The following is a 20,802-nucleotide window of genomic DNA, read 5'->3' on the forward strand; positions in this document are numbered from 1 at the left end:
GATCGAGCAGGCTGATCAGATCCTGGATGGTCTGCATTCGATGCAGCAAAACTAATGGAAAACAAGAAAACAAGAAATAAATGGGCGGCCTATTGCAGGCCGCCCTTTAAAATTTCATTTGCCATCAATCACTCGCGGATCGTCAACGCCGGGTTATGCGCGAAGAAATTGAACGGCATGATGTGAACCGTCTTCCACTCGGTCGACATCACAGGCCAGTCTTCCATCCGCGGGATGTGGTGGAACCCTGCGGTGAACCAGGACACAATATCCTGACCCATCAGCGGCTTGTCTTCTTTGACCCATTCCGCCAGCGTGTCCGAACCGTCGCTTTGCATCGCGTATTTACCACCCGCATAGCGCTGCTCTTGGTCATAGACAGTTGTCCAAGAGGAATACTCGATATAGGCGTTGCGCTTGAACGGCGGGTCGCTTTCAAAGTCGAACGGACCGTATGCGATCGAGCCGTGGTGGATCATCCAACCCGGAGTGTGGCCCAGATACCCTTCCGATTGCGGGTTCGAGATATGGACGTGACGCGGTTTGGAGGCGCTGAAGCGATAGCGTGCGTCCAACTCACTGTCCGGCATCACATGCTGCCAGGTCCACATCGATTTGCGCGGGCTGTCCGCAGGCACTTCGGCCGGAACGATTTCCATCAGACCCATGTGGTTGACCGGCTGGTCGATGTCAAAGTCGATCCGGAAGTTGAAGTAGTGGTCGTGGTTGGCCGCAACCAGATGCGGTGCAATCAGCGTGCCATACTTGGTGTCTTCCGCAGCGGTCGCATCATTCATCGAGGTGGAAACCACGCCTTTGACCGCGTCCAGACCGGTTGCGCCGATCTTGATGAACATCTGACCGTCCTGCTTGAAGCGGTAGTCGATCAGATAGTCATAGTTACCGACCTCTGACGCAGTACGCACAACCAATTCGGTTTCCGAACGGCCTTCCGCAGGTACAAAGTTGTCGGGCGTCTGTGCAAAGATCTCAAAGTGGCGCCAAGCAGGGTCACCAATGTTGCGCTCGAAGATGCAGATCGCATCCGGAATTTCCAGCGGCATACCTGCGTCATCCGCGATTACGGCAGGCAGGAAGGTTGCATATTCAGGGCAATCCACACCCGCACGCAACGGCGTCAGGAACAGACCGAACCCGTATTCGCCACTGTCCATATAGGTCCGCCAGTACCACCCCTCGGTCGGGTCCATATAGGGGACAAACACTTCGGACAGATGCGTCTGATAGATGACCGAACGCCAATTGCCCTGATCGTTGACATCAATGTTCGAGACAACGAGGCCAGCACGCTTTTCCGCGCGCAGATTCATTCGCCAGATGTCCCATTCCAGATGGTTGCCATCCAGAGTGTAATTCGGACCACCTTCCTGCGTCAGCAGAACCTTGTTGGTTTCCGGTCGCAGCTCGACCCGTTCGGCAACCTCTTCGGCCGTGTAACCCCAGGCGTCTTGCGGCAAGGGGATCGCACCGGTGTCGATGACCTCAACAACCTCTTGCTTGCCGATGTCGTAGATTGCGAACAACCCTTCGATCGGCTTTGCGTAGAAGTTTGAGCCTGTCGGGTTCTGATAACAGGGCACCTTCATCAGGCGGGTGCCATTAAATTCGGGGGTAAAGAAGTTACCCGCTGTCAGCGGCAGGCAGAACGCGTCTTCATTTGTCAGCCCACGCGCTTCGAGCCCCGCGATCATATCCGGGTGACCCAGCGCGCCTTCCAATGCGCCGATGAACTCCGTAAACAATACCATCGGCTGACCCGAGCCTTCGATGGCAAAGTTTTCTTCAACGGTGCCTTGCGTGATGTTCACGATTGCTTCGCTGAATCCTTCGTCGGTGGTGTATTGCACTATCGCCTTGCGATCCAGTGCATCGCCTTCTTTCCAAGTCTGAACTTCGGCTTTCGACGGCTCGTGCAGATCAATCAAAGGGTACAGCGTCTCGTCGGTGACGGTGCCGCTGTCTTTCAGGATCGTGTTGATTTGCTGGAGTTCATCTGGCGTTAACCCGTCCAGGGGATGTGCCAAAGCGCTGCCGGCGAAAACGGCGCCCAGTGCAGTTGTGGCAAGGATATTTCTGATCTTCATCTTTTCCTCTCCTGTCTTGTTCTTAGCTGAATACGACTTGGATATCGGTGTATTCGGCCAAACCTTCGTCCGCGAATTCGACACCGACGCCAGATGATTTGACCCCGCCGAACGGGGCGTTGGGTTGAATTGCGCCATGTTTGTTGATCCAGACCGAACCACACTCCATGCGGCTGGCAACGGCCTTGGCGGCGTCGATATCGGACGACCAAACCGAGCCACCCAACCCGTTCGGGCTGTCGTTGGCGGCCGCAATTGCGTCTTCCACTTCTGAATACTTGATGATTGGCAGCGCCGGGCCGAACTGTTCTTCATCGACCAGCGGATCGCCGTTATTCAGACCCGCAATAATCGTGGGAGGGAAGAACAGCCCGTCGCCCGGCGCACCGCCCAGCAAGACCTGCCCACGTTCTTTCGCATCGGCCACCAGGCGGCTGACCTTGTCAAACTGCATCTTGTTCTGGACCGGACCGAGGATCGCGTTGTCGTCCATGCCATCTCCCACCGGGATATTTCGGGCGAAGGCCACCAGCGCGTCGCAAACCTCGTCATGGATGCTTTCGTGGACATAAAGACGTTTCATCGCGGCGCAGGTCTGGCCGTTATTGATGAAACCACCCCAGAACAAACCTTCGGCGATCGCTTGCGGATCTGCGTCGGGCAGAACGATACCGGCATCATTGCCCCCCAGTTCCAGGGTCAGGCGTTTCATGGTTTCCGCGGCCGAGGCCATGACCTTCTGCCCTGTCGCACAGGACCCAGTGAAAACGATTTTGCGAATGTCCGGATGGGCCGACATAGCCCCTCCGATATTGTCGCCCTTGTCATCGCTGGTGATTACATTAACCACACCAGCGGGCAGCACGTCGTTCATGATCTGAACAAGGCGCAATGTTGACAGTGGGGTCAGCGGCGAGGGTTTGACGACAACGGTATTGCCGGTGCGCAGCGCTGGCATGATATGCCAGATCGCAATCATCACCGGGAAATTCCAAGGCGTGATAGAACCCACAACGCCCAGCGGCTTGCGGTGCAGTTCAACGCGGCCTTCGTTGTTATCTTGCAGCACTTTCATTGGTAGGGACAGCCCGGCAGTATATCCTGCCCAAGCCCCTGCCCCGCCCATTTCCCAGCGCGATCCAAGCCCGTTAAGCGGCTTACCCTGTTCGGCTGTGATAATCTGTGCAAGCTCCTCGGAATGTTCTCCGATCTTCTGCGCTACGGCCTCGCATGCGGCCTGCAGTTCTTCGTCCGATTTGGCCGACCAGCTTTCGAAAGCAGCTTTCGCAGCTTTAACAGCAGTATCCAGATCAGCGCGTGTCGCATTGGGCGCACGCCCTGCGACTTCACCGGTTGACGGGTTCAATACGTCAAAGCTGGCGGCAGTAGATACCGGTTCACCCCCGATAGTCAGATCGTATTCGATCACGGCTTGTCCTCCCTAAATCGCATGCCCTTGCGCGAACACAGCAAGGCTGGGGAGTATTATTATCCGACCGGTCGGTCGAGTCTTGGGGTTTTGCGCCAAAAATTGTGGCTTAGGACGACATATTTTTCCGCACCGCCCCGGGTGAGACACCGAATCGTTCCCGAAAGACTTTGTAGAAATGAGACAGGTCGTTGAAACCGGAATCATACGCAACCGCAGCGATCGTGTCGCGCCCTACGTCAGAGTTCACCTCTTTTAGCCGGGCTTTCGCTGTTTCAAGCCGCACGGACATAAGGCGTTTGCTTGCGGTTTCCCCAATGGTTCCAAAATGACGCTGAAGTGTCCGAGGCGAAACCTGCAATGCTTCAGCCAATGCCTGCGGTCCAAATGCTGGATCCATCGCGTTCTGCTCAATCAGTTGAAGAGCGCGCGAGAGGACCGCGTTTGCTTCTCGCCCGCGTTGGTCTTCCTGATGGCTGACGCAGCGGAAATACGCGCCTAACAAGCTCAGAAAGGCTTCGCCCAAATGTGGGGCTACAGCAGCTTCCTCGGTAAATATCTTGGCCAGCACGGCACGCATTGCGAAAAACAGCGGGTCGTTACGGTCTACTGCGATACCACCAGTGCAAATCTCACCGAATCTGTGGACCATCTCGTCGCGTGGCAAATGGATCGAGACCTGACGCGAGTTCATCCCGTCATAAACAAACTCGGATCGTTTCGCGCTGTCGACCAGATACATGTCGCCGGGACCCAACAAAACTGATGTATCATTCTGGTGGATACGACAGTTTCCCTTGTCCTGGATGAGAAGAAACAAGTGCTCTCCGGGGTCTTGTCGGATCATACGCTCGTCCCGAAAAACCCTTTGTGCGTCGAGCGATACGATTGCCGTCTCAAAGCGTGAAACCGGCAAGGTGGAGATATCCCCGTCGATGCGTCCGCGCGTGGCAACACTGGACTCGACAGCAAACTGCCCGCAGATCTTTTCCAGATCCTGAGAAAACCCCTCCACAGATCGTGAACGCAAATTCGTCCGCACAAGCGGTTTAAAATATGCGTTGTCTAGCTGTGGCTTCATGGGTGTCATATTTGCTGCGATTGGATCAGCGCAAAGAGTACCCCTGATGTTAGTTTTCAGCAAAACGTTTTGCAATGTATAGAACTGGTGGATTTGGCGTGTACTCGTCGGGCTGTATGTAACTCACTCCAAAGTGTTTCGTTTTAGGAATTGGCCCAAACTGATGGCGGTGCGACGATAACCAAGGGTTAGCGAATTGGTTGCAGCGCGATCTCACTTGTGAACAGCAAGGAACCAAGATTTTCAGCCTGTTTATTCGCGTAGTCCAATAGTTCTGTCATTCCCCATTGAGCGAATTTCTGAACCCCCGGATAGTCGAGGATCTGAAGTGTTACCGAATGGCCCATTGCGATCAGTCGTCAGGCCACGTCCGACAAACCCCAGCCCTACACTGATATTTTTCTTGTCATTCCAGGAACTTAGGCCTCACCTCAGACTAGAGGACGGACCCAAAATCGGCCCAGTCAAGCGATTCACAAAGGCGTTTTCAGTCCCAAAGTCTTCAGCGTGTCATTCATCGTCTGGCTCCAGCGCTCTTTCAGGGAACTGTTTTTATTCCGCCGCAGACCAAGAGATTTCAACAATTCGAACCGTTTCGGATCGTCGCCCCCGAAAGACACCGCGACGCGAGGCCACCAGTAGTCGACCGAGACTTGCATTTGCTCAGCTTCGCCTCGTTCGATCAACTTATTTGCGCCTTCCATCGCCAGTTCACCATGGTGTGCTTCAATCGGAGAGATTGAGCGGAACGCCTCGGCCAGGGGTTGGTATGAAATCGTCGAATACTCAGCCAGTTGTTCGGCGACGGCGCGGCTCATGAGCAGATTCATGATCACGGCGTCCGTCCAACCCGAGAACGGATAGTTGAACACAGCCAAGCGCATATCATGTTCGGAACGCGTTGCTCCGATGTCCGCATCCCGGCTTAACCGGGCTGTCCACGGATGATGATTTGCGTAGCGTTCTGTGTCGGCTCCAAACTCTCCCATGATGTTCAGAACACGATTTGCATGATCCGTTTTTTCAAGCACTATCTTCGCGGCAGCGATGCGTTCTTTGATTCCCGGCCCGAGGTTAATTACGTCAGCAAAACCGGCTGCGCCTGCCAATTCACTGTCAACAAAGGTTGCCATCAGTTTCAGCAACTCAGCGCGATAGCGCGGTGGAACATTTGAAGGATTGGTCAGAACGCCACCTGCGGCAAGATAGCTGTCGAGAGTCATCGTATCGGTCATGTCTACCTCTCCTCTACTGATCGTAATCCACGACCACACGGTCCGTTATCGGATAGGCCTGACAGCTGAGCACATAGCCCTTCTCGACCTCGTAATCCTCAAGCGCGTGGTTTGCGACCATCTCGACCTCACCTTCCAGCACCTTGCAGCGGCAGGTCGAACAGACTCCGGCCTTGCAGGCATAGGGGGCGTCCAACGCGTTTTCCAAAGCTGCATCCAGAATGGACAGGTCCTTGGGAATGGTCAGGGTTTGGGTTGACCCATCCAGCGTAATGGACGCGTTGGTTTGATTGTCTGTCCGACCGGCATCTGCCGCAATGGCCTTACGTTTGGCCCGCCCAGGCTGCGCGCTTGCAAAAAGTTCGAATTTAATCTGGCTGTCGTCTAGCCCGTGTTCGCGCAGGGAAGCCGCAATACCCAGCATCATGGGTTCAGGACCACAAATGAACGCCGTATCGACGTTTTCGATATCGACCCAGTGCTTGAATAGTTCGGCGCATTTTTCCTGCGTCACCAGCCCGGTGAACAGGTCAATTTCCTGGGAATCCGTTTCGAGAATATGGATCACGTTAAGGCGCCCCATATACAGGTTCTTGAGGTCCTCAAGTTCTTCGCGGAACATGATCGTGTTGATGCCCTTGTTGGCATAGATCAGCGTAAAGCGCGACTGGGGTTCACGGGCGAGTGTCGTTTTGAGGATCGACAGAACAGGCGTCACCCCGGACCCACCGGCAAAACCGAGATATTGCTTTTCTGAATCTGCATCGATCGGAGCGTGGAAGCTACCCATCGGCGGCATTGCCTGCACGATGTCCCCGACATTCAGTTCCGAGTTCGCCCAGCCCGAGAACGCCCCGCCATCAACGCGCTTGATCCCAACCTGCAGGACACCGTCGTCCTTGCCTGCGCAGATCGAGTATGATCGGCGCAGTTCCTCGCCGTCAAATTCGCGGCGGAACGTTAGGTATTGGCCTGCAGTAAAGTCAAACTCTTGCGCTGCACCATTCATGGGCTCCAGCGTCAAAACTACCGCGTCGCGGATCGTTTTGTGGATATCGGTGACCTTCAGGTCGTGGAAACGTGCCATCCGGTGCTCCTCCTCAGATGCACTTGAAATAGTCAAATGGTTCCAGGCAGTCGGTGCAGCGCCAATGGGCCTTACACGGGGTCGAGCCGAACTGGCTGACCTTCTCAACCGCCTTACTGCCACAATGCGGGCAACGCTCCGGGCCGCCTGCCGGTTGTGGCGGGGCGATACCGTATTCTTCCAGCCGGGCGCGGCCCTTTTCGCTGAGCCAATCGGTGGTCCAGGCGGGTGAAATGGTGGTCTCGATCCGGATATCTTCGATCCCGTGATCCCGCAGCGCGGTTTCAATGTCCATGCTGATGACCGACGTTGCTGGACAGCCGGAATAGGTCGGTGTCACCGTCACCTTCAAGGTTCCGGCATCCCAGCACACATCGCGTACAATCCCCAGATCAACCACGGAAATGACTGGTATTTCAGGGTCAGGGACGGCATCCAGCCAGTCCCATATCTGATCTGTCGGCACCTGTTCCATACCGGTTTACCAGCTTGCGCCGGGATAGGCCCGTTGCAGCCACTGCATCTGAGTCAGCAAGTGCCCCAGGTGCTCGGTATGCATCTGCCCGGTACGCCCGCCCTTATGCGCGAAATCGCTGTCTGGGATCGTAAGCGTCGCATCCGCCAAGACCCGCTGAACCAAAGCGTCATATTCTTCGCGCAAATCGGCAGGATTGGGCGCGATACCAGCAGCTGCCATCTGGGTATCCACATCGTCGCTGGCGAACATCTCACCCACGTAGGGCCAAAGATAATCCAGCGCCGCTTGCATCCGGTCGTGGCTTTCCGCCGTTCCGTCGCCCAAGCCAACCACCGTGTCGCCAGAGCGTTCCAGGTGATAGGCGACCTCTTTGCTGGCTTTGGCCGCAATGGCCGCGACACGGTCGTCTGACGATTTGATCAGACGCCCCAGCATGATCGAATGCCACGCATCAAACAAGAACTGGCGCATCAGGGTCCGGCCGAAATCCTCGTTCGGAACCTCGACCATCAGAACATTGCGAAAATCCCAGGCATCGCGCAGGAACGCCAGATCATCGGCACTTTGGCCGCCGTCGATTTCGCCGGCAAGGCCAAGCCACATTTGGGTTTGGCCGATCAGGTCCAGCGCGGTATTGGCCAAAGCGATATCTTCTTCAAGCACGGGCGCATGGCCGCACCACTCGCTCACGCGGTGGCCAAGGATGAGCGTGTTGTCACCCATTCTCAGCAGAAACTGTAGGAAGGCTTCGTCGCGGGTCATCACATCGCCCCCACTTCATCGGGGATGTCGAAGAATGTCGGGTGACGGTAAACCTTGCTTTCGCTGGGCTTATATAGCGGGCCTTTGTCACTGGGGGATGAGGCCGAGATATTGTTCGCTTCGACCACCCAGATCGACACGCCTTCGTTGCGGCGGGTGTAGACATCGCGCGCGTTCTTGATCGCCATTTCCGCGTCCGGTGCGTGCAGTGAGCCGACATGGCGGTGGCTCATACCGTGCTGACCGCGGATAAAGACTTCCCAAAGGGGCCATTCGTTTTTCATCGGGTATCCTCCTCAGGTCAGGCTTATTCAGCGGCCACTTGACCGGCGCGTTTCTTCTTGGCGTGCGCCAACAGGCCATCACGCACCCATTGTCCGTCGTCCCAGGCCTTGTTGCGCGCGGCCAGGCGGTCGGTGTTGCAAGGGCCGTTGCCTTTGATGACGTCAAAGAACTCGGACCAATCGGGTTCCGAGAAATCGTAATGCCCGCGTTCTGCATTCCATTTCAGATCCGGGTCGGGGACGGTCAGGCCAAGGAATTCGGCCTGCGGTACGGTCTGGTCGACGAACTTCTGACGCAGCTCATCATTGGTGTTCATTTTGATCTTCCAAGCCATGGATTGGGTCGAATGCACCGAGTCCTTGTCCGAGGGTCCGAACATCATCAGCGACGGGTACCAAAAGCGGTTCAGGGCACCCTGCGCCATCTTCTTCTGCGCAGGTGTGCCTTCGGCCATCTTGCGAATGGCATCGTATCCCTGACGTTGGTGAAAGCTCTCTTCCTTGCAGATCCGGATCATGGCACGCGAATATGGCCCGTAGGATGTCCGCTGCAGCGGCACTTGGTTCATGATTGCGGCCCCGTCGACCAGCCAACCAACCGCTCCGATATCGGCCCAGTTCAATGTTGGATAGTTGAAGATCGACGAATATTTCATCCGACCGTCCAGCAGCATCTCGGTCAGTTCGTCCCGGCTGACGCCCAGTGTCTCCGCCGCGCAATACAGGTATAGCCCGTGTCCGGCCTCATCCTGCACCTTGGCCAGCAGGATCGCTTTGCGTTCCAGCGTGGGCGCGCGGGTGATCCAGTTGCCTTCGGGCAGTTGTCCGACGATTTCGGAATGGGCGTGCTGACCGATTTGGCGGATCAGCGTTTTGCGATAGCCTTGCGGCATCCAATCTTTGGGCTCGATCTTGATGTCCGCGTCAATCTTTGCCTGAAACTCGGCAAGCTTTTCAGGGTCATCGTTTGTGGCCTCAGACTTGACCATTTGTGCGTACATCGTATTTCCTCCTCTCGGATGGGATCAGATTTTGAATACGTGGCTTAGAACCCGCATGTTTCCTTTTAGTGCGGAGCCACCAAGGTCTTTTGCCAAACGCTGTAAAACATCCGCAAATCCGTAGCTGGGAATGGCGGCTTCGACCTGGGCGACTTGATCGCGTGACAGTCCTTTTCGCACCTTGCCCCCTGTCGCATCGATCCAGTCACCTTTTCGGCAGGCGTTGACCACATCGGCATGCGGCCCGCGGTAGGGTGTAACCTTGTGGTGCCAGTGGATGGCATTGCGCAGCAGCTCTGGATCCAGTCCCCAACTCTTTTCAGCGTTGTCCCGCAGCGCCAGTTCTTCGGATGGCTCCAGATATGCCAGATCGTGTTTCGTCCAAAGTCCGATATCGTGGTAGACGAAGGCCGTCTCGACCAATGCACGATGCGTGTCATCGCCGCCAAGGAAGTGCATGGCATAGGTAATCACACGATAAACATGGCCCCGATAAGCCTTGTAGTCGTCGCCGAGAACATCTTGATACGGCTCAAACAGCCGCTCGACGCGTTCGCTGTGGTCGATTATTTGGATCGCCTCAGTCAAAACAGTGCTCTCCCTATCAAACCCGTTCAAGGATCAAGGCTGCGCCCTGCCCTACGCCAACGCACATCGTGCAGAGAGCATACCGCCCACCTGTCCGCCGCAGTTGATAGGCGGCGGTTAAAACCAGCCGCGCTCCGGACATGCCCAAAGGGTGCCCCATGGCAATGGCACCGCCATTTGGGTTCACATGCGGTGCGTCGTCAGCAAGGCCCAGTTCGCGAAGTGTTGCCAGCCCTTGCGACGCAAAAGCTTCGTTCAACTCTACCACATCCATCTGTTCAATGGTTAGCCCGGCCCGGGCCAATACTTTGCGGCTAGCCGGGACAGGGCCAATGCCCATGACGCGCGGCGCGACGCCAGCCACCGACATTCCCACAACCCGCGCAATCGGAGTAAGGCTGTTCTTTGCAGCCGCTGCCTCATTCGCCAGCAAAATGGCTGCGGCTCCGTCGTTAACGCCAGAAGCATTGCCCGCCGTAACGGTTTTGTCCGGCCCGTTTACTCCCTTGAGGCCCGACAGCTTGTCGGCCGTTGTTCCCGGGCGCGGATGCTCATCAGTATCAACCACTATCGGGTCGCCCTTACGTTGTGGGACCGAGACCGGAGTGATTTCGTCTGTGAACAGGCCGGCTTCATGCGCAGCGGCCCATCGGGCTTGACTGCGGGCGGCGAAACTGTCCTGATCCGCGCGGCTGATGCCATAGTCATCGGCAACATTATCAGCGGTTTGCGGCATTGAATCGATGCCGTAGGCCTGCTGCATCTTCGTGTTCACAAAGCGCCAGCCGATGGTCGTGTCGTAAACCGCGTTACTGCGCGTGAATGCAGATGTCGACTTGGGCATCACAAAGGGTGCACGAGACATGCTTTCAACCCCACCCGCGATCGCCAGGTCATAGTCACCCGCCTTGATGCCTCGGGCGGCCATTCCAACAGCATCCATGCCGCTGGCGCACAGGCGATTTATGGTGGTCCCCGGAACATCTATCGGTAGTCCAGCCAACAAGGCCGCCATACGGGCGACGTTCCGGTTGCTTTCACCGGCCTGATTGGCATCACCATAGATGACGTCATCCACGCTGGACCAGTCAACTTGCGGATTTCGCTCTTTCAGGGCAGCCAACGGGATGGCCGCCAGATCATCCGCACGGATCGACGACAATGCCCCGCCGTAGCGCCCTATCGGAGTGCGCGTCGCGTCGCAAATGAATGCATCCATCTGTCAATTCTCCTGGGCGTTCACGCTCAATTATAGACCGTATGGTCGGTTTATATTTCCGTCATCGATTCGAAGCAAGCATTATGTTACAGAATTTTTTGTAGCTACACATTCTCGTAACATAAAAAGAAATCAGTTTGCTGTTAAAGCAAGCCATCATCCTTTGAGATATCAGGAGGGACTTTGTCCCAAAAACCTAAGTACTCAACTCTGCTTCCAAATTTTTGAGTTGCGGTCGGGGCAGCCTGTCCAAAATCCTAGAGACCGCCTCGCGGCAGGCGGGCTCCTTCCAGTCACTGGGCAGAAAATCCGAGGGCAAAGCCGGGTGTCGCAAGATGATGCGGCGCCAATTGTGCACAAGGAGGACACGCAGAGCTGCCGTTTTCATCGGATCACCCACTCCGGTCGTCGGCAGCAGATCGTCGATCGCCTGGATTGATGTCCAAAACTCGTCATACGCGGTTTTCAGCGACTCTGGTCCGCATAGCTCTCGTAGCCAATCTGGCACTGAAATCGCTGTAGTCTCAAAACCCAGCAGTTCTTCCAGATTGCGCGGCATGGTTCCCGCTGCCATCGCTGTGGAAGGGTTTAATGAGATATATTCCCCAGTCAGCAACAGATCGGCCAACTCCTTTCGGGATGTTTCCGAACTGCTCGACATCAGCACGTGCCAAACGTCTGGTTTGGCCGTTTCGCGGGCGTAAATGCGTGGCGCAGCGGCTGCACTTTGAGTGCGGCCATAGTCCGTAAGCCGATGGACACTCGCACGACCAACTCGCGTACTTTCGATCCAGCCTTCTTTGCGCAATCGATGCAACGCCACTCGGGTCGCTTCGGCCTTGATACCCACAAGGCTCGTCAACGCAGTGATCAATGATCCGCTTATCTGATCGGATTTGTTTTGCGCCAGATCGCCAAAGATCGTGACAAGCACAGACCAAACCCGCAGAGACCCTTCGGAGGCCAAATGACGAACGCAATGGTCGAACCAGTCTGTGGAAGCGTCTTTCATGGCCGCAGTATAGGCGGGCCGGATCGAATTACCATCCGGCCCGGTTTCGTCAGTAGGCCACCATTGTCAGCAGTTCGTATTCAGCAACAAGGTCATCATCCTGTTGAGTCATAGTAACATGCCAGCGAACCTCGCCATACTGATCGTTGCGTTTGTTCTTTGACTTAACGGTCAGGCGCACTTTGATGCTGTCGCCCGCCACAACCGGTTTCATAAAGCGCAATCCGTCAAGACCTGTGTTGGCCAGGACAGGGCCTTCGTTCGGTTCGACAAATAACCCGGCAGCGAAGGACAGCAGCAAGTATCCGTGCGCGACACGACCCGGGAAGAACGGATTTCGTTCCGCGGCGGCCTCATCCATGTGCGCATAGAAGGTGTCGCCGGTGAATTCCGCAAAGTGCTCGATATCTTCGAGCGTGACGGTGCGCGGCGCCGTGTGAATTGTCTCACCGATTGCCAGATCGTGGTAGCGCCGCGTGAAAGGATGCGCCGGGCCTTTGATCTCGGTCGCGCCCGAGACCCATTTCGAGCCAATCGCCGTCAACAGGTCAGGCGAGCCCTGGATGGCTGTGCGCTGCATGTAGTGTTTCACGCCCCGCACGCCGCCCATTTCCTCACCGCCACCCGCGCGACCGGGGCCGCCATGGACCATATGCGGCAAGGGAGAGCCGTGGCCCGTGGCCTCTTTCATCGAGTCTCGGTTGTTGAAATAGAGACGCCCGTGATACGCCCCGGCACCCATGGCGAATTTGCGCGCCACGTCCAGGTCGTGGGTAATGACCGACGCGACCAGAGACCCCTGTCCCCTGTTCGCAAGCTCAATCGCGTGGTCGGTGTCGCGATACCCCATGATCGTGCTGACCGGCCCGAAGGCTTCAGTGTCATGAACGCGCTGTGCCGCGTCCGGGTCGGCGCAATGGAACAGCATCGGCGGCAGGAAAGCCCCTTTATCGGCATCTGCGCCATCAACGGCAAAATCATCCGGGTTGCCGAACACACGTTCGGCTTCTTGGCAAATGATCGCAGCCTTTTCCAGTACATCCAGTTTTTGATCATTCGATACCAGCGCGCCCATGCGCGTTGTCTCAAGCCTAGGGTCGCCGATAACCGTTTTTGCCAGCCGCGCGGAAAGCGCTTCGATCACCGCCTGCACATGCCGCTCGGGCGCGATGATCCGGCGGATCGCGGTGCATTTTTGACCCGCTTTTGTGGTCATCTCGCGCTGAACTTCCTTGATGAACAGGTCAAATTCCGGTGTCCCCGGTTGGGCGTCAGTGCCCAGTACCGAACAGTTCAGACTGTCCTGTTCCGCCACGAAACGGACGGAGTTTTGCAGAATGACGGGGTTAGACCGTAGTTTCAGCGCAGTATTGGCCGAGCCGGTAAAACTGACCACGTCTTGCATGGTCAGGCGATCCAACATGTCACCCAGACCACCCGACACAAGCTGGAGCACCCCGGCAGGCAAAATGCCAGACTCCAGCATCAACCGCACGCACAATTCGGTTACGTAGCAGGAATTCGTCGCCGGTTTGACGATAGCTGGAACACCGGCCAGCAAGGTCGGAGCCAGCTTCTCCAACATGCCCCAAACCGGAAAGTTGAACGCGTTGATATGAACCGCCACACCCTGCAGCGGGGTGCAGATGTGCTGACCGACAAAGGTCCCATTCCGCGACAGCTGTTCGACGTCGCCATCCAGATAAACGTGACCATCGGGCATTTCGCGGCGGCCTTTCGAGGCAAATACGAACATCGTACCGATCCCACCATCGATATCGATCAGATGATCCGATTGGGTCGCGCCCGTGTTGAATGACAGGTCGTACAGGGCCTGCTTGTGCTGCCCCAAATGCACTGACAATGCCTTGAGCATCTTGGCGCGCTCATGAAAGGTCATCTGCCGCAGTGCCGGACCACCAACGTTGCGCGCATAGTCCAACATGCCCTGTACATCTAAACCAGTGTTGCCAGCGGTCGCGATCACCTCTCCGGTCACAGCACTGGCAATGTTGCGGGCCCCTTCGCCCGGCGCGATCCACTCACCTGCCGCGAAACTTGAAATCTGTTGGATCGTCATGTGCCTCTCCTCAGTCCTGAGATGATCTACGCGGACCTATGTACGCGGTTATGGTAGCTATAATATTTACCGTACGGTCGGTCAATAAAAAGACTGACTCATTTTCTTGTTCGGTCACGTCAAACCTGTGCAGGAAGCTGGGCGAACCCGCGAAAGCGAATTCGCCCACCACGCTTTGCGCCCTCTGTGACCTGATAGTTGGAAAAGCGGTTCAAAAACCGAATGACCGCAATCTTGCCCTCCATCCGAGCAAGAGTCAGACCGACGCAGGTGTGCGGGCCACCGGCAAAGGCGTGGTGCTTGTTCGGGCGGCGGTCCAGCAGCATTTCGTCGGGCCGGTCAAACTGCCTTGGGTCGCGGTTGGCGGCGCCGATACACAGGTGAACATCCGTGCCTGCCGGAATGGTATGGCCGTGGAGTGTCACGTCTTCGGTGGTCAGGCGATTGCCAAACTGGTTTGGGCTTTCGAGGCGCAAGAATTCGTCCACTGCCGTGGCAATCAGGTCGGGATTGTTCAGCAATTCCGAACGTTTATCTCGGTGCCGATCCAGCAGATCCAGCGCGTTGCCGATCAGGTTTGTCGTGGTCTCGTGCCCGGCATTCAGGATAAAGATACAGTTCTGATACAGCTCAACGTCGGTCAAGCCGCCATCCGCATCGTCTTGCATCAGACGTGTCAGAACATCCGTTTCCGGATTGCCCAGGTTGGCTTTTCGATCCTCAATGATATGGCGAAGAAATTCTTTGAATTCGGAGACGGCGCGATTACCCCACTCTTCCTGCTCAGGCGTCAATTGTGGTTCCAAAGCCCCAAGAATAGCCAGAGACCAGTCCCGCAGGGGTTCGCGTTCGGACCTGGGAATGCCCAACAGGTTGCCGATCACTTCGATGGGGATCGCTCCGGCGAAATCCTCGATCAATTCGACCTGACCTTTGGCCTGCATCTGATCCAGCAAACCATCGACGAGCTGGATCAAACCCGGCTCCATCTGCGCCAAGGCACGCGGGTTCATCGCGCCGACCATCACCTTACGGACGCGGGTGTGCAGAGGCGGATCGTTGAACACCAGACTTGTGGTGTGATGTTCGTATAACGGGCTGTCGACCCCGTATTTGGGCCCAAACACCGCCTTTTTATCCGAGATGAAGCGCGTCGTATCCCGATAGACCAGATCCAGATCCTCGTATCGCGACAGGATCACAGAGCCATCGGGTTGGGGGCAGACCGGCATATCCTCTCTCAGCGCGGCATAGGCTGGATAAGGGTCCTCGTGAAACCCGTCGGGAAGCGCCGTCAGGGAAAACATCAGTGACCCATCGCCCCCATATGTTCGGGCAGGACCAGTACCAGCCAGGGCACCAGCACGATCAGGGCCAGACGGAAAATGTCGGCGATCCAAAATGGAGTAACACCCCTGAAGATCGTTGCGGTCGAAACGTCCCCGACCACCCCTTTTAGGATGAACACGTTCAAACCAACCGGCGGGGTAATCAGGCTGATCTCGGTCACGACAACAACCACGATCCCAAACCAGATCGGGTCATAGCCCAGCGACGTCACCAGCGGAAAAAAGATCGGCACGGTCAGCAAAAGCATCGACAGCGATTCAAACACGCAGCCCAAGATGATGTAGATGCCCAGGATCATCAGGATCACCACGAACGGTTCCACGTCATAGGCCGTGACCAAGCCGATCAGCGCCTCGGGCAGGCCAGCGAGGTTGATGAAGTTCGAAAAGATCTGAGCCCCGATCAGGACCGAGAACAGGGCGGCAGCGGTATAAGTTGTTTCTTTCAACACCTCGAAGGTCGAACTCAGGGTCAACCCACCGCGGGACAAGGCGATCAGAAACGCCCCCATGGCGCCCATGCCGGCGGCTTCGGTCGGGCTGAAGGTCAGGTTCAGCGGATGGAAATCAAACGCGCCGTAAAGCCCGCCGATGACCAGAAAAAACAAAAGCAACACCGCCCAAACCGACCGTAACGCCCTCAGCTTCTCGCCCCAGCCGTGTTTTTCTCCTGCGGGTCCGGAGTCGGGTTTGCGCCAGACGGTCCAGCGAACGGCAAACAGGTACAGAAGGATGCCAAGCACGCCGGGAATGATACCGGCAACAAACAGCTTGCCGATGGATGTCTCGGTCAGCAGACCATAGATTACAAGGATCACGGAGGGCGGGATTAGAATGCCGAGCGTGCCGCCTGCCGCGATCGACGCCGTCGACAGCTCATCTGAATAGCGATAGCGGCGCATTTCCGGCATGGCGACCTTGGACATCGTTGCCGCCGTTGCCAGGGACGAGCCACAGATGGCCGAGAACCCACCACAGGCCGCAACCGTAGCCATTGCAATCCCGCCTTTGAAATGGCCAAGAAACGCGTTTGATACGGCGTAAAGTTCGCGCGCCAGCCCACCTTTGTTCACGAACAAACCCATCAGGATAAACAGCGGAATAACCGAAAGGCCGTAGTCCTGTGCCGTGTCGGTAATCTGACGACCCACCATCGACATCGCCGCTTTCAAGCCGCGTTCGGACAGAGTGCTGCCTCCGCGTTCATACGCAAAACCCAGCGTTCCAACGAGGCCCATTGCAAAGACAATCGGCAGGCGCAGAAGCACGAGAACAAGAACAAGGCCAAAGCCGATCAGTGCGGCAGTCATTGAGGGTGCTCCGACAAAGTATGGGGGGCGAAGATGTGTAGCAGACCAGTTGTGATCATAGCGACGGCCGTGATCGCCGTAGACGCGGCAATGAACCAGCCGACATAGAAAACGGGGATCGAAAGGTACTCGGTCACGTCACCGTAGTCCCGCGCCCGTTCGGCAAGGATCCAGACCCGCTGTATTGGCCAGAAAAGCATGATGCCCGAGACCAGATAGACTATCGCATCCCGGGCGCGGCTTAGGCGCAGTCGCGAAAACAACCCGTCCGTCAGGTCGACTGCAATTTGACCCTTTCCAGCCGAAATCATCGGCAGCACCGAGAATACTAGGATCGCCATCAGAATACGCGTCAACTCGGTCGCCGCTTCGATCGGCGCGTTGAACATGGACCGAAGAATGACGTCGCAAAACGTCATGACCATGAGGATAAAAAGCGCCACACAGGCCATCACTGTCGGAAAAACACTGATGCGGCGCGCGAAGGATACCAGAGATTGCATGAGGAATTCCCGCCCGGTCGAAACGGCTGGCGGTGCGAGACCGCCAACCAGCTCGCGTTATTGCGCGGCCATTTCACTGACGATCATGTCATACGCGGCCTGAGCATCGACCCCGGCGCCGTTAACCTCGTCAATGACCTTGGCGCGGACATCGACAGCAATCGCATTGAATTTTTCCAGGTCTTCGGCAGATGCAGTGTTGATCGCGTTGCCGTCTGTGCCTTCGGTGGCTTCGCGCCCAATGGCATCAATCTCGTCCCAAATTTTACCGATTTCACGGCTCAGCGGCTCGCCAAAGACTTGCTCTTCCAGCGCTTGCTGCAGCTCGGCAGGCAGGTCGGCAAATGTGTCTTCGTTCATGATGAACGCGAAAGAGCCGCGATACAGGCCGCCCGGAACTTCGTACACGTTCTGAGCCACTTCGGTCAGCTTGAAGCCCTTGCGGGATTCAAATGGCATCACGACACCATCGGCTGCTTTCGAAGCCAGTGTTTCGTACACTTTCGGAGCAGGCACCTGGATACCGGTTGCGCCCAGTGCTGTTCCGACATCGCCACCCACGCCACCGGGGATACGAACCTTAAGGCCTGATACCTCGTCCAGCGTGGTAACAGGGCTGCTGGAATGCAGTTGGGCCGGCCCATGCGTATGCAGCGCGATCACCTTGACGCCACGATGTTCGTCGGCCGCCTTCAGGTGCGTGTCATAGGCGCGCCAATAGGCCACCGATGCAGCCTCGGCCGAGCCCTCATATCCGGGCAGTTCGATCATCTTGGTGGTGACAAAGCGGCCCGGCTGGTAGCCGTGGAAAATGATCGAGGCATCCGCCGCGCCATCCATGATCAGGTCCATCTGGGCCGGTGGCGGTGCGATGCCAAGTTTCAGTTCGGCGGTGACTTGGCCATCGGTGGCTTCTTCAACCATTTCGACGAATTTCGGCCACATCTTGGCGTTGATGCCATGAGTCGGCGGTGCCCAGCTGGAAATGGTCAGCGTATAGTCTGCCGCCATCGCAACCGTACCCGAAATGGCCAGTGCTGCCGAAGCCAGCAAGGTGCTCAAGTTGCTGAGTTTCATGTTCTGTCTCCTCCCTGTGAAACATGCATTTTGAATGCGTTAATGGTTGCTTTTGTAACCATCAACACTTTTAAAGCGCCTTCGTTTAGGCCGCGATGGCCCAAGACGCCGGACTTTCTTTAGCCACAGCCAGCATAACCGACTGGGACACGTCACTCCCAATTTCCTTGCGATAGTTCATCGGCCCCCCGCGCCAACGCGGAAAGCCATAGCCATGGATCTGAACCATATCGACGGCTTCTGCGTTTTCGGCGATCCCTTCTTGGATGATCAAAGCGCCCTCATTTGCCATGACAGCCAGAAGGCGAGACGATATTTCCTCGGCCGTAAAGGTCCGGCGGGTAATGCCCTGCGCAGCGGAATACCCTTCGATCAAAGCCTCAACCTCGGGGTCGCGGATCGGTTTGCGATTTCCATCTTCGTACCGGTACCAGCCTTTGCCGGATCGCTGACCAAACCGCTCCAACTCACATAGCTGGTCGGCAATGGTGACATAGCGTTCACTCGGGTTGCGGTTGGCGGCGTTGCGTTTTCTATTCGCCCAGGCGATCTGCAGCCCGGTCAAGTCCTGCAACTCGTAGGGCCCCATCGGCATGCCGAAATCCCGCATCGCCTGATCAATTTCATGCGGCAGTGCCCCGTCTGCCAGCAGATAATCTGCCGCGCGCCGATAAGCGGCCAGCATACGGTTGCCAATGAAACCGTCGCAAACGCCTGACAGAACCGAGACCTTGCGAAGCTTCTTGCCCAGTGCGAATCCCGTGGCAACCACTTCGGGGGTGTTTTGGGGGGTGTGCACGATCTCGAGCAGTTTCATCACATGAGCCGGGCTGAAGAAATGCAGCCCTATGCACCGTGACTGGTTTTCGATGCCCGAGAAGATTTCAGCCGGGTCTAGATAGGATGTATTGGTGGCAAGAATTGCGTCGACGTCCATGTTCTTGGCCAATTCGGCAAAGACCTGCTGTTTGACCGATAGGTCCTCGAACACGGCTTCTATGGCCAATTCCGCGTCGGCTGCTTCGGCATAGCTGTCAACGGCGCGAAATCGGGACAGGCAATTCAGGTATTTAGCCTCGGTCATCTTTCCGCGTTTGACCGCGCCCTTCAACAGGTCTTCAACCCGATCATGGGCTGCCAATGCGGCCTCGGAGTCGCGCTCGATCAACTTGACAGACAGGCCAGCCGTCAGAGCGGCGGTTGCAATTCCGCCCCCCATCAAGCCGCCGCCCACCACAGCAATACGGCTGATATCGCGCGGCTGGACATCCTTGATCAGAGAGGGCTTGGAGACACTGCGTTCTGCAAAGAACGCATGACGCAGCGCGCGGCTTTCCGCAGTTTGGCGAAGCGTCAGATGGCGCGTCCGCTCCATCGGCTGAGCTTCGGAAAACGGCATTTGGGACCAGGTTAGCGCGGTCAGGTTCTCCAACGGCGACTGCTGCCCCTTGGCGCGCTTTTTCAGCGATGCCCGAGAGGTCTCGATCAGATCAGGCGCAAAATCAGCAACAATACGTTGGCTGGCCGGCACAGGACGGTCCGGCAGATCGGCCACAAAACTCTCGACCGCCTTTTCAAGATCGTCAGCCACCAGATCGACGGCACCAAGCTGCAGCATCTCCTCGGCTTTCAGCATTTTGCCATTACAGGCCAGGTCGATTGCCGCTTCCATCCCTACAAGGCGTGGCAGACGTTGTGTGCCGCCCGCGCCCGGGATCAATCCAACATTGACCTCTGGCAGACCAAATCCCGTGCCCGCCGCTGCTATGCGCCATGCGCAGGCCATCGCAATTTCGAACCCGCCACCAAGAACGTTCCCGTGCATACAGGCAATAAAGGGAACCTCGCTGTCTTCGATCATTTGAACGACCTCGGGCAGGTGCGGCTCGACCGGCGGCTTGTCGAATTCGGACATGTCCCCGCCCGCGACAAAGGTCCGGCCAGCGCATCGCAGCACAGCCACCCGGGCGTCTTTGACCGCGTCCACAGCATCTGCAAGCCCCTGCCGGACCGCTTGCGAGGTCGCATTGACCGGCGGGTTGTCAATGGTGACCCAGGCAACATCGCCTTTGAGTTCAACATTCACAAGTGAGGTCTGAGACATGGGTGTGCCCTTCAAGCGCTCTGGATTCGAGTCTTGTTTATATATTGACCAACCGTTCGGTTAATGCAATGATAAAAATGAAACGACATCTGGCAGAG

At 56.7% G+C, this 20,802-nt stretch carries 18 protein-coding genes; all 18 read right to left on the reverse strand.

Annotated elements, in window-relative coordinates; all coding sequences use genetic code 11:
* Window positions 1-128 precede the first annotated feature (128 nt).
* On the reverse strand, window positions 129-2,105 hold the full coding sequence (locus ACRZ95_RS19190; protein ID WP_170681160.1) for a copper amine oxidase: 1,977 nt from the start codon (window positions 2,103-2,105) through the stop codon (window positions 129-131).
* Window positions 2,106-2,127: 22 nt separating this feature from the next.
* Window positions 2,128-3,534: an aldehyde dehydrogenase family protein gene (locus tag ACRZ95_RS19195; RefSeq protein ID WP_480555411.1), complete on the reverse strand. Its 1,407-nt coding sequence runs from the start codon at window positions 3,532-3,534 to the stop codon at window positions 2,128-2,130.
* A 109-nt stretch (window positions 3,535-3,643) separates the two neighbouring features.
* The gene (locus ACRZ95_RS19200; protein WP_480555413.1) at window positions 3,644-4,624 is read right to left on the reverse strand and encodes a helix-turn-helix domain-containing protein; all 981 of its coding nucleotides are present in this window, start codon (window positions 4,622-4,624) and stop codon (window positions 3,644-3,646) included.
* Between the two features lie 464 nt (window positions 4,625-5,088).
* A complete protein-coding gene (locus ACRZ95_RS19205; RefSeq protein WP_170681164.1) occupies window positions 5,089-5,850 on the reverse strand; it encodes a Phenylacetic acid catabolic protein in 762 nt (253 codons plus the stop codon).
* 13 nt (window positions 5,851-5,863) lie between these two features.
* On the reverse strand, window positions 5,864-6,937 hold the full coding sequence (locus tag ACRZ95_RS19210; protein WP_170681166.1) for a 2Fe-2S iron-sulfur cluster-binding protein: 1,074 nt from the start codon (window positions 6,935-6,937) through the stop codon (window positions 5,864-5,866).
* A gap of 13 nt (window positions 6,938-6,950) precedes the next feature.
* The gene (gene paaD, locus ACRZ95_RS19215) at window positions 6,951-7,412 is read right to left on the reverse strand and encodes a 1,2-phenylacetyl-CoA epoxidase subunit PaaD (protein WP_170681168.1); all 462 of its coding nucleotides are present in this window, start codon (window positions 7,410-7,412) and stop codon (window positions 6,951-6,953) included.
* 6 nt (window positions 7,413-7,418) lie between these two features.
* Window positions 7,419-8,177 (reverse strand): 1,2-phenylacetyl-CoA epoxidase subunit PaaC, encoded by a 759-nt coding sequence (paaC, locus tag ACRZ95_RS19220; RefSeq protein ID WP_170643813.1) that lies wholly within the window; start codon window positions 8,175-8,177, stop codon window positions 7,419-7,421.
* Window positions 8,177-8,461 carry a 1,2-phenylacetyl-CoA epoxidase subunit PaaB gene (paaB, locus tag ACRZ95_RS19225; RefSeq protein WP_170681170.1) on the reverse strand — a complete coding sequence of 95 codons (285 nt, stop codon included), beginning with the start codon at window positions 8,459-8,461 and terminating at the stop codon, window positions 8,177-8,179. Before paaB ends, paaC begins: the two co-directional genes overlap by 1 nt.
* A 23-nt stretch (window positions 8,462-8,484) precedes the next feature.
* Window positions 8,485-9,462: a 1,2-phenylacetyl-CoA epoxidase subunit PaaA gene (paaA, locus tag ACRZ95_RS19230; protein ID WP_170681172.1), complete on the reverse strand. Its 978-nt coding sequence runs from the start codon at window positions 9,460-9,462 to the stop codon at window positions 8,485-8,487.
* 24 nt (window positions 9,463-9,486) lie between these two features.
* The gene (locus ACRZ95_RS19235) at window positions 9,487-10,080 is read right to left on the reverse strand and encodes a hypothetical protein (protein ID WP_480555416.1); all 594 of its coding nucleotides are present in this window, start codon (window positions 10,078-10,080) and stop codon (window positions 9,487-9,489) included.
* The gene (gene pcaF / locus ACRZ95_RS19240; protein ID WP_170681175.1) at window positions 10,067-11,269 is read right to left on the reverse strand and encodes a 3-oxoadipyl-CoA thiolase; all 1,203 of its coding nucleotides are present in this window, start codon (window positions 11,267-11,269) and stop codon (window positions 10,067-10,069) included. Before pcaF ends, ACRZ95_RS19235 begins: the two co-directional genes overlap by 14 nt.
* Before the next feature lie 196 nt (window positions 11,270-11,465).
* Window positions 11,466-12,281: a PaaX family transcriptional regulator C-terminal domain-containing protein gene (locus tag ACRZ95_RS19245; RefSeq protein ID WP_170681177.1), complete on the reverse strand. Its 816-nt coding sequence runs from the start codon at window positions 12,279-12,281 to the stop codon at window positions 11,466-11,468.
* Window positions 12,282-12,330: 49 nt separating this feature from the next.
* Window positions 12,331-14,361, reverse strand: coding sequence for a phenylacetic acid degradation bifunctional protein PaaZ (gene paaZ / locus ACRZ95_RS19250; protein ID WP_170681179.1), 2,031 nt, complete (start codon window positions 14,359-14,361; stop codon window positions 12,331-12,333).
* A 119-nt stretch (window positions 14,362-14,480) separates the two neighbouring features.
* On the reverse strand, window positions 14,481-15,668 hold the full coding sequence (locus tag ACRZ95_RS19255; protein WP_480555418.1) for a cytochrome P450: 1,188 nt from the start codon (window positions 15,666-15,668) through the stop codon (window positions 14,481-14,483).
* Window positions 15,668-17,020, reverse strand: coding sequence for a TRAP transporter large permease (locus ACRZ95_RS19260; protein WP_170681183.1), 1,353 nt, complete (start codon window positions 17,018-17,020; stop codon window positions 15,668-15,670). Before ACRZ95_RS19260 ends, ACRZ95_RS19255 begins: the two co-directional genes overlap by 1 nt.
* On the reverse strand, window positions 17,017-17,523 hold the full coding sequence (locus tag ACRZ95_RS19265; protein WP_170681186.1) for a TRAP transporter small permease subunit: 507 nt from the start codon (window positions 17,521-17,523) through the stop codon (window positions 17,017-17,019). Before ACRZ95_RS19265 ends, ACRZ95_RS19260 begins: the two co-directional genes overlap by 4 nt.
* Window positions 17,524-17,580: 57 nt before the next feature.
* Window positions 17,581-18,600, reverse strand: coding sequence for a TRAP transporter substrate-binding protein (locus ACRZ95_RS19270; RefSeq protein ID WP_170681187.1), 1,020 nt, complete (start codon window positions 18,598-18,600; stop codon window positions 17,581-17,583).
* An 85-nt stretch (window positions 18,601-18,685) separates the two neighbouring features.
* A complete protein-coding gene (locus ACRZ95_RS19275; protein ID WP_480555421.1) occupies window positions 18,686-20,704 on the reverse strand; it encodes a 3-hydroxyacyl-CoA dehydrogenase NAD-binding domain-containing protein in 2,019 nt (672 codons plus the stop codon).
* Window positions 20,705-20,802 lie beyond the last annotated feature (98 nt).

This window comes from Ruegeria sp. AI3 (assembly GCF_056541245.1).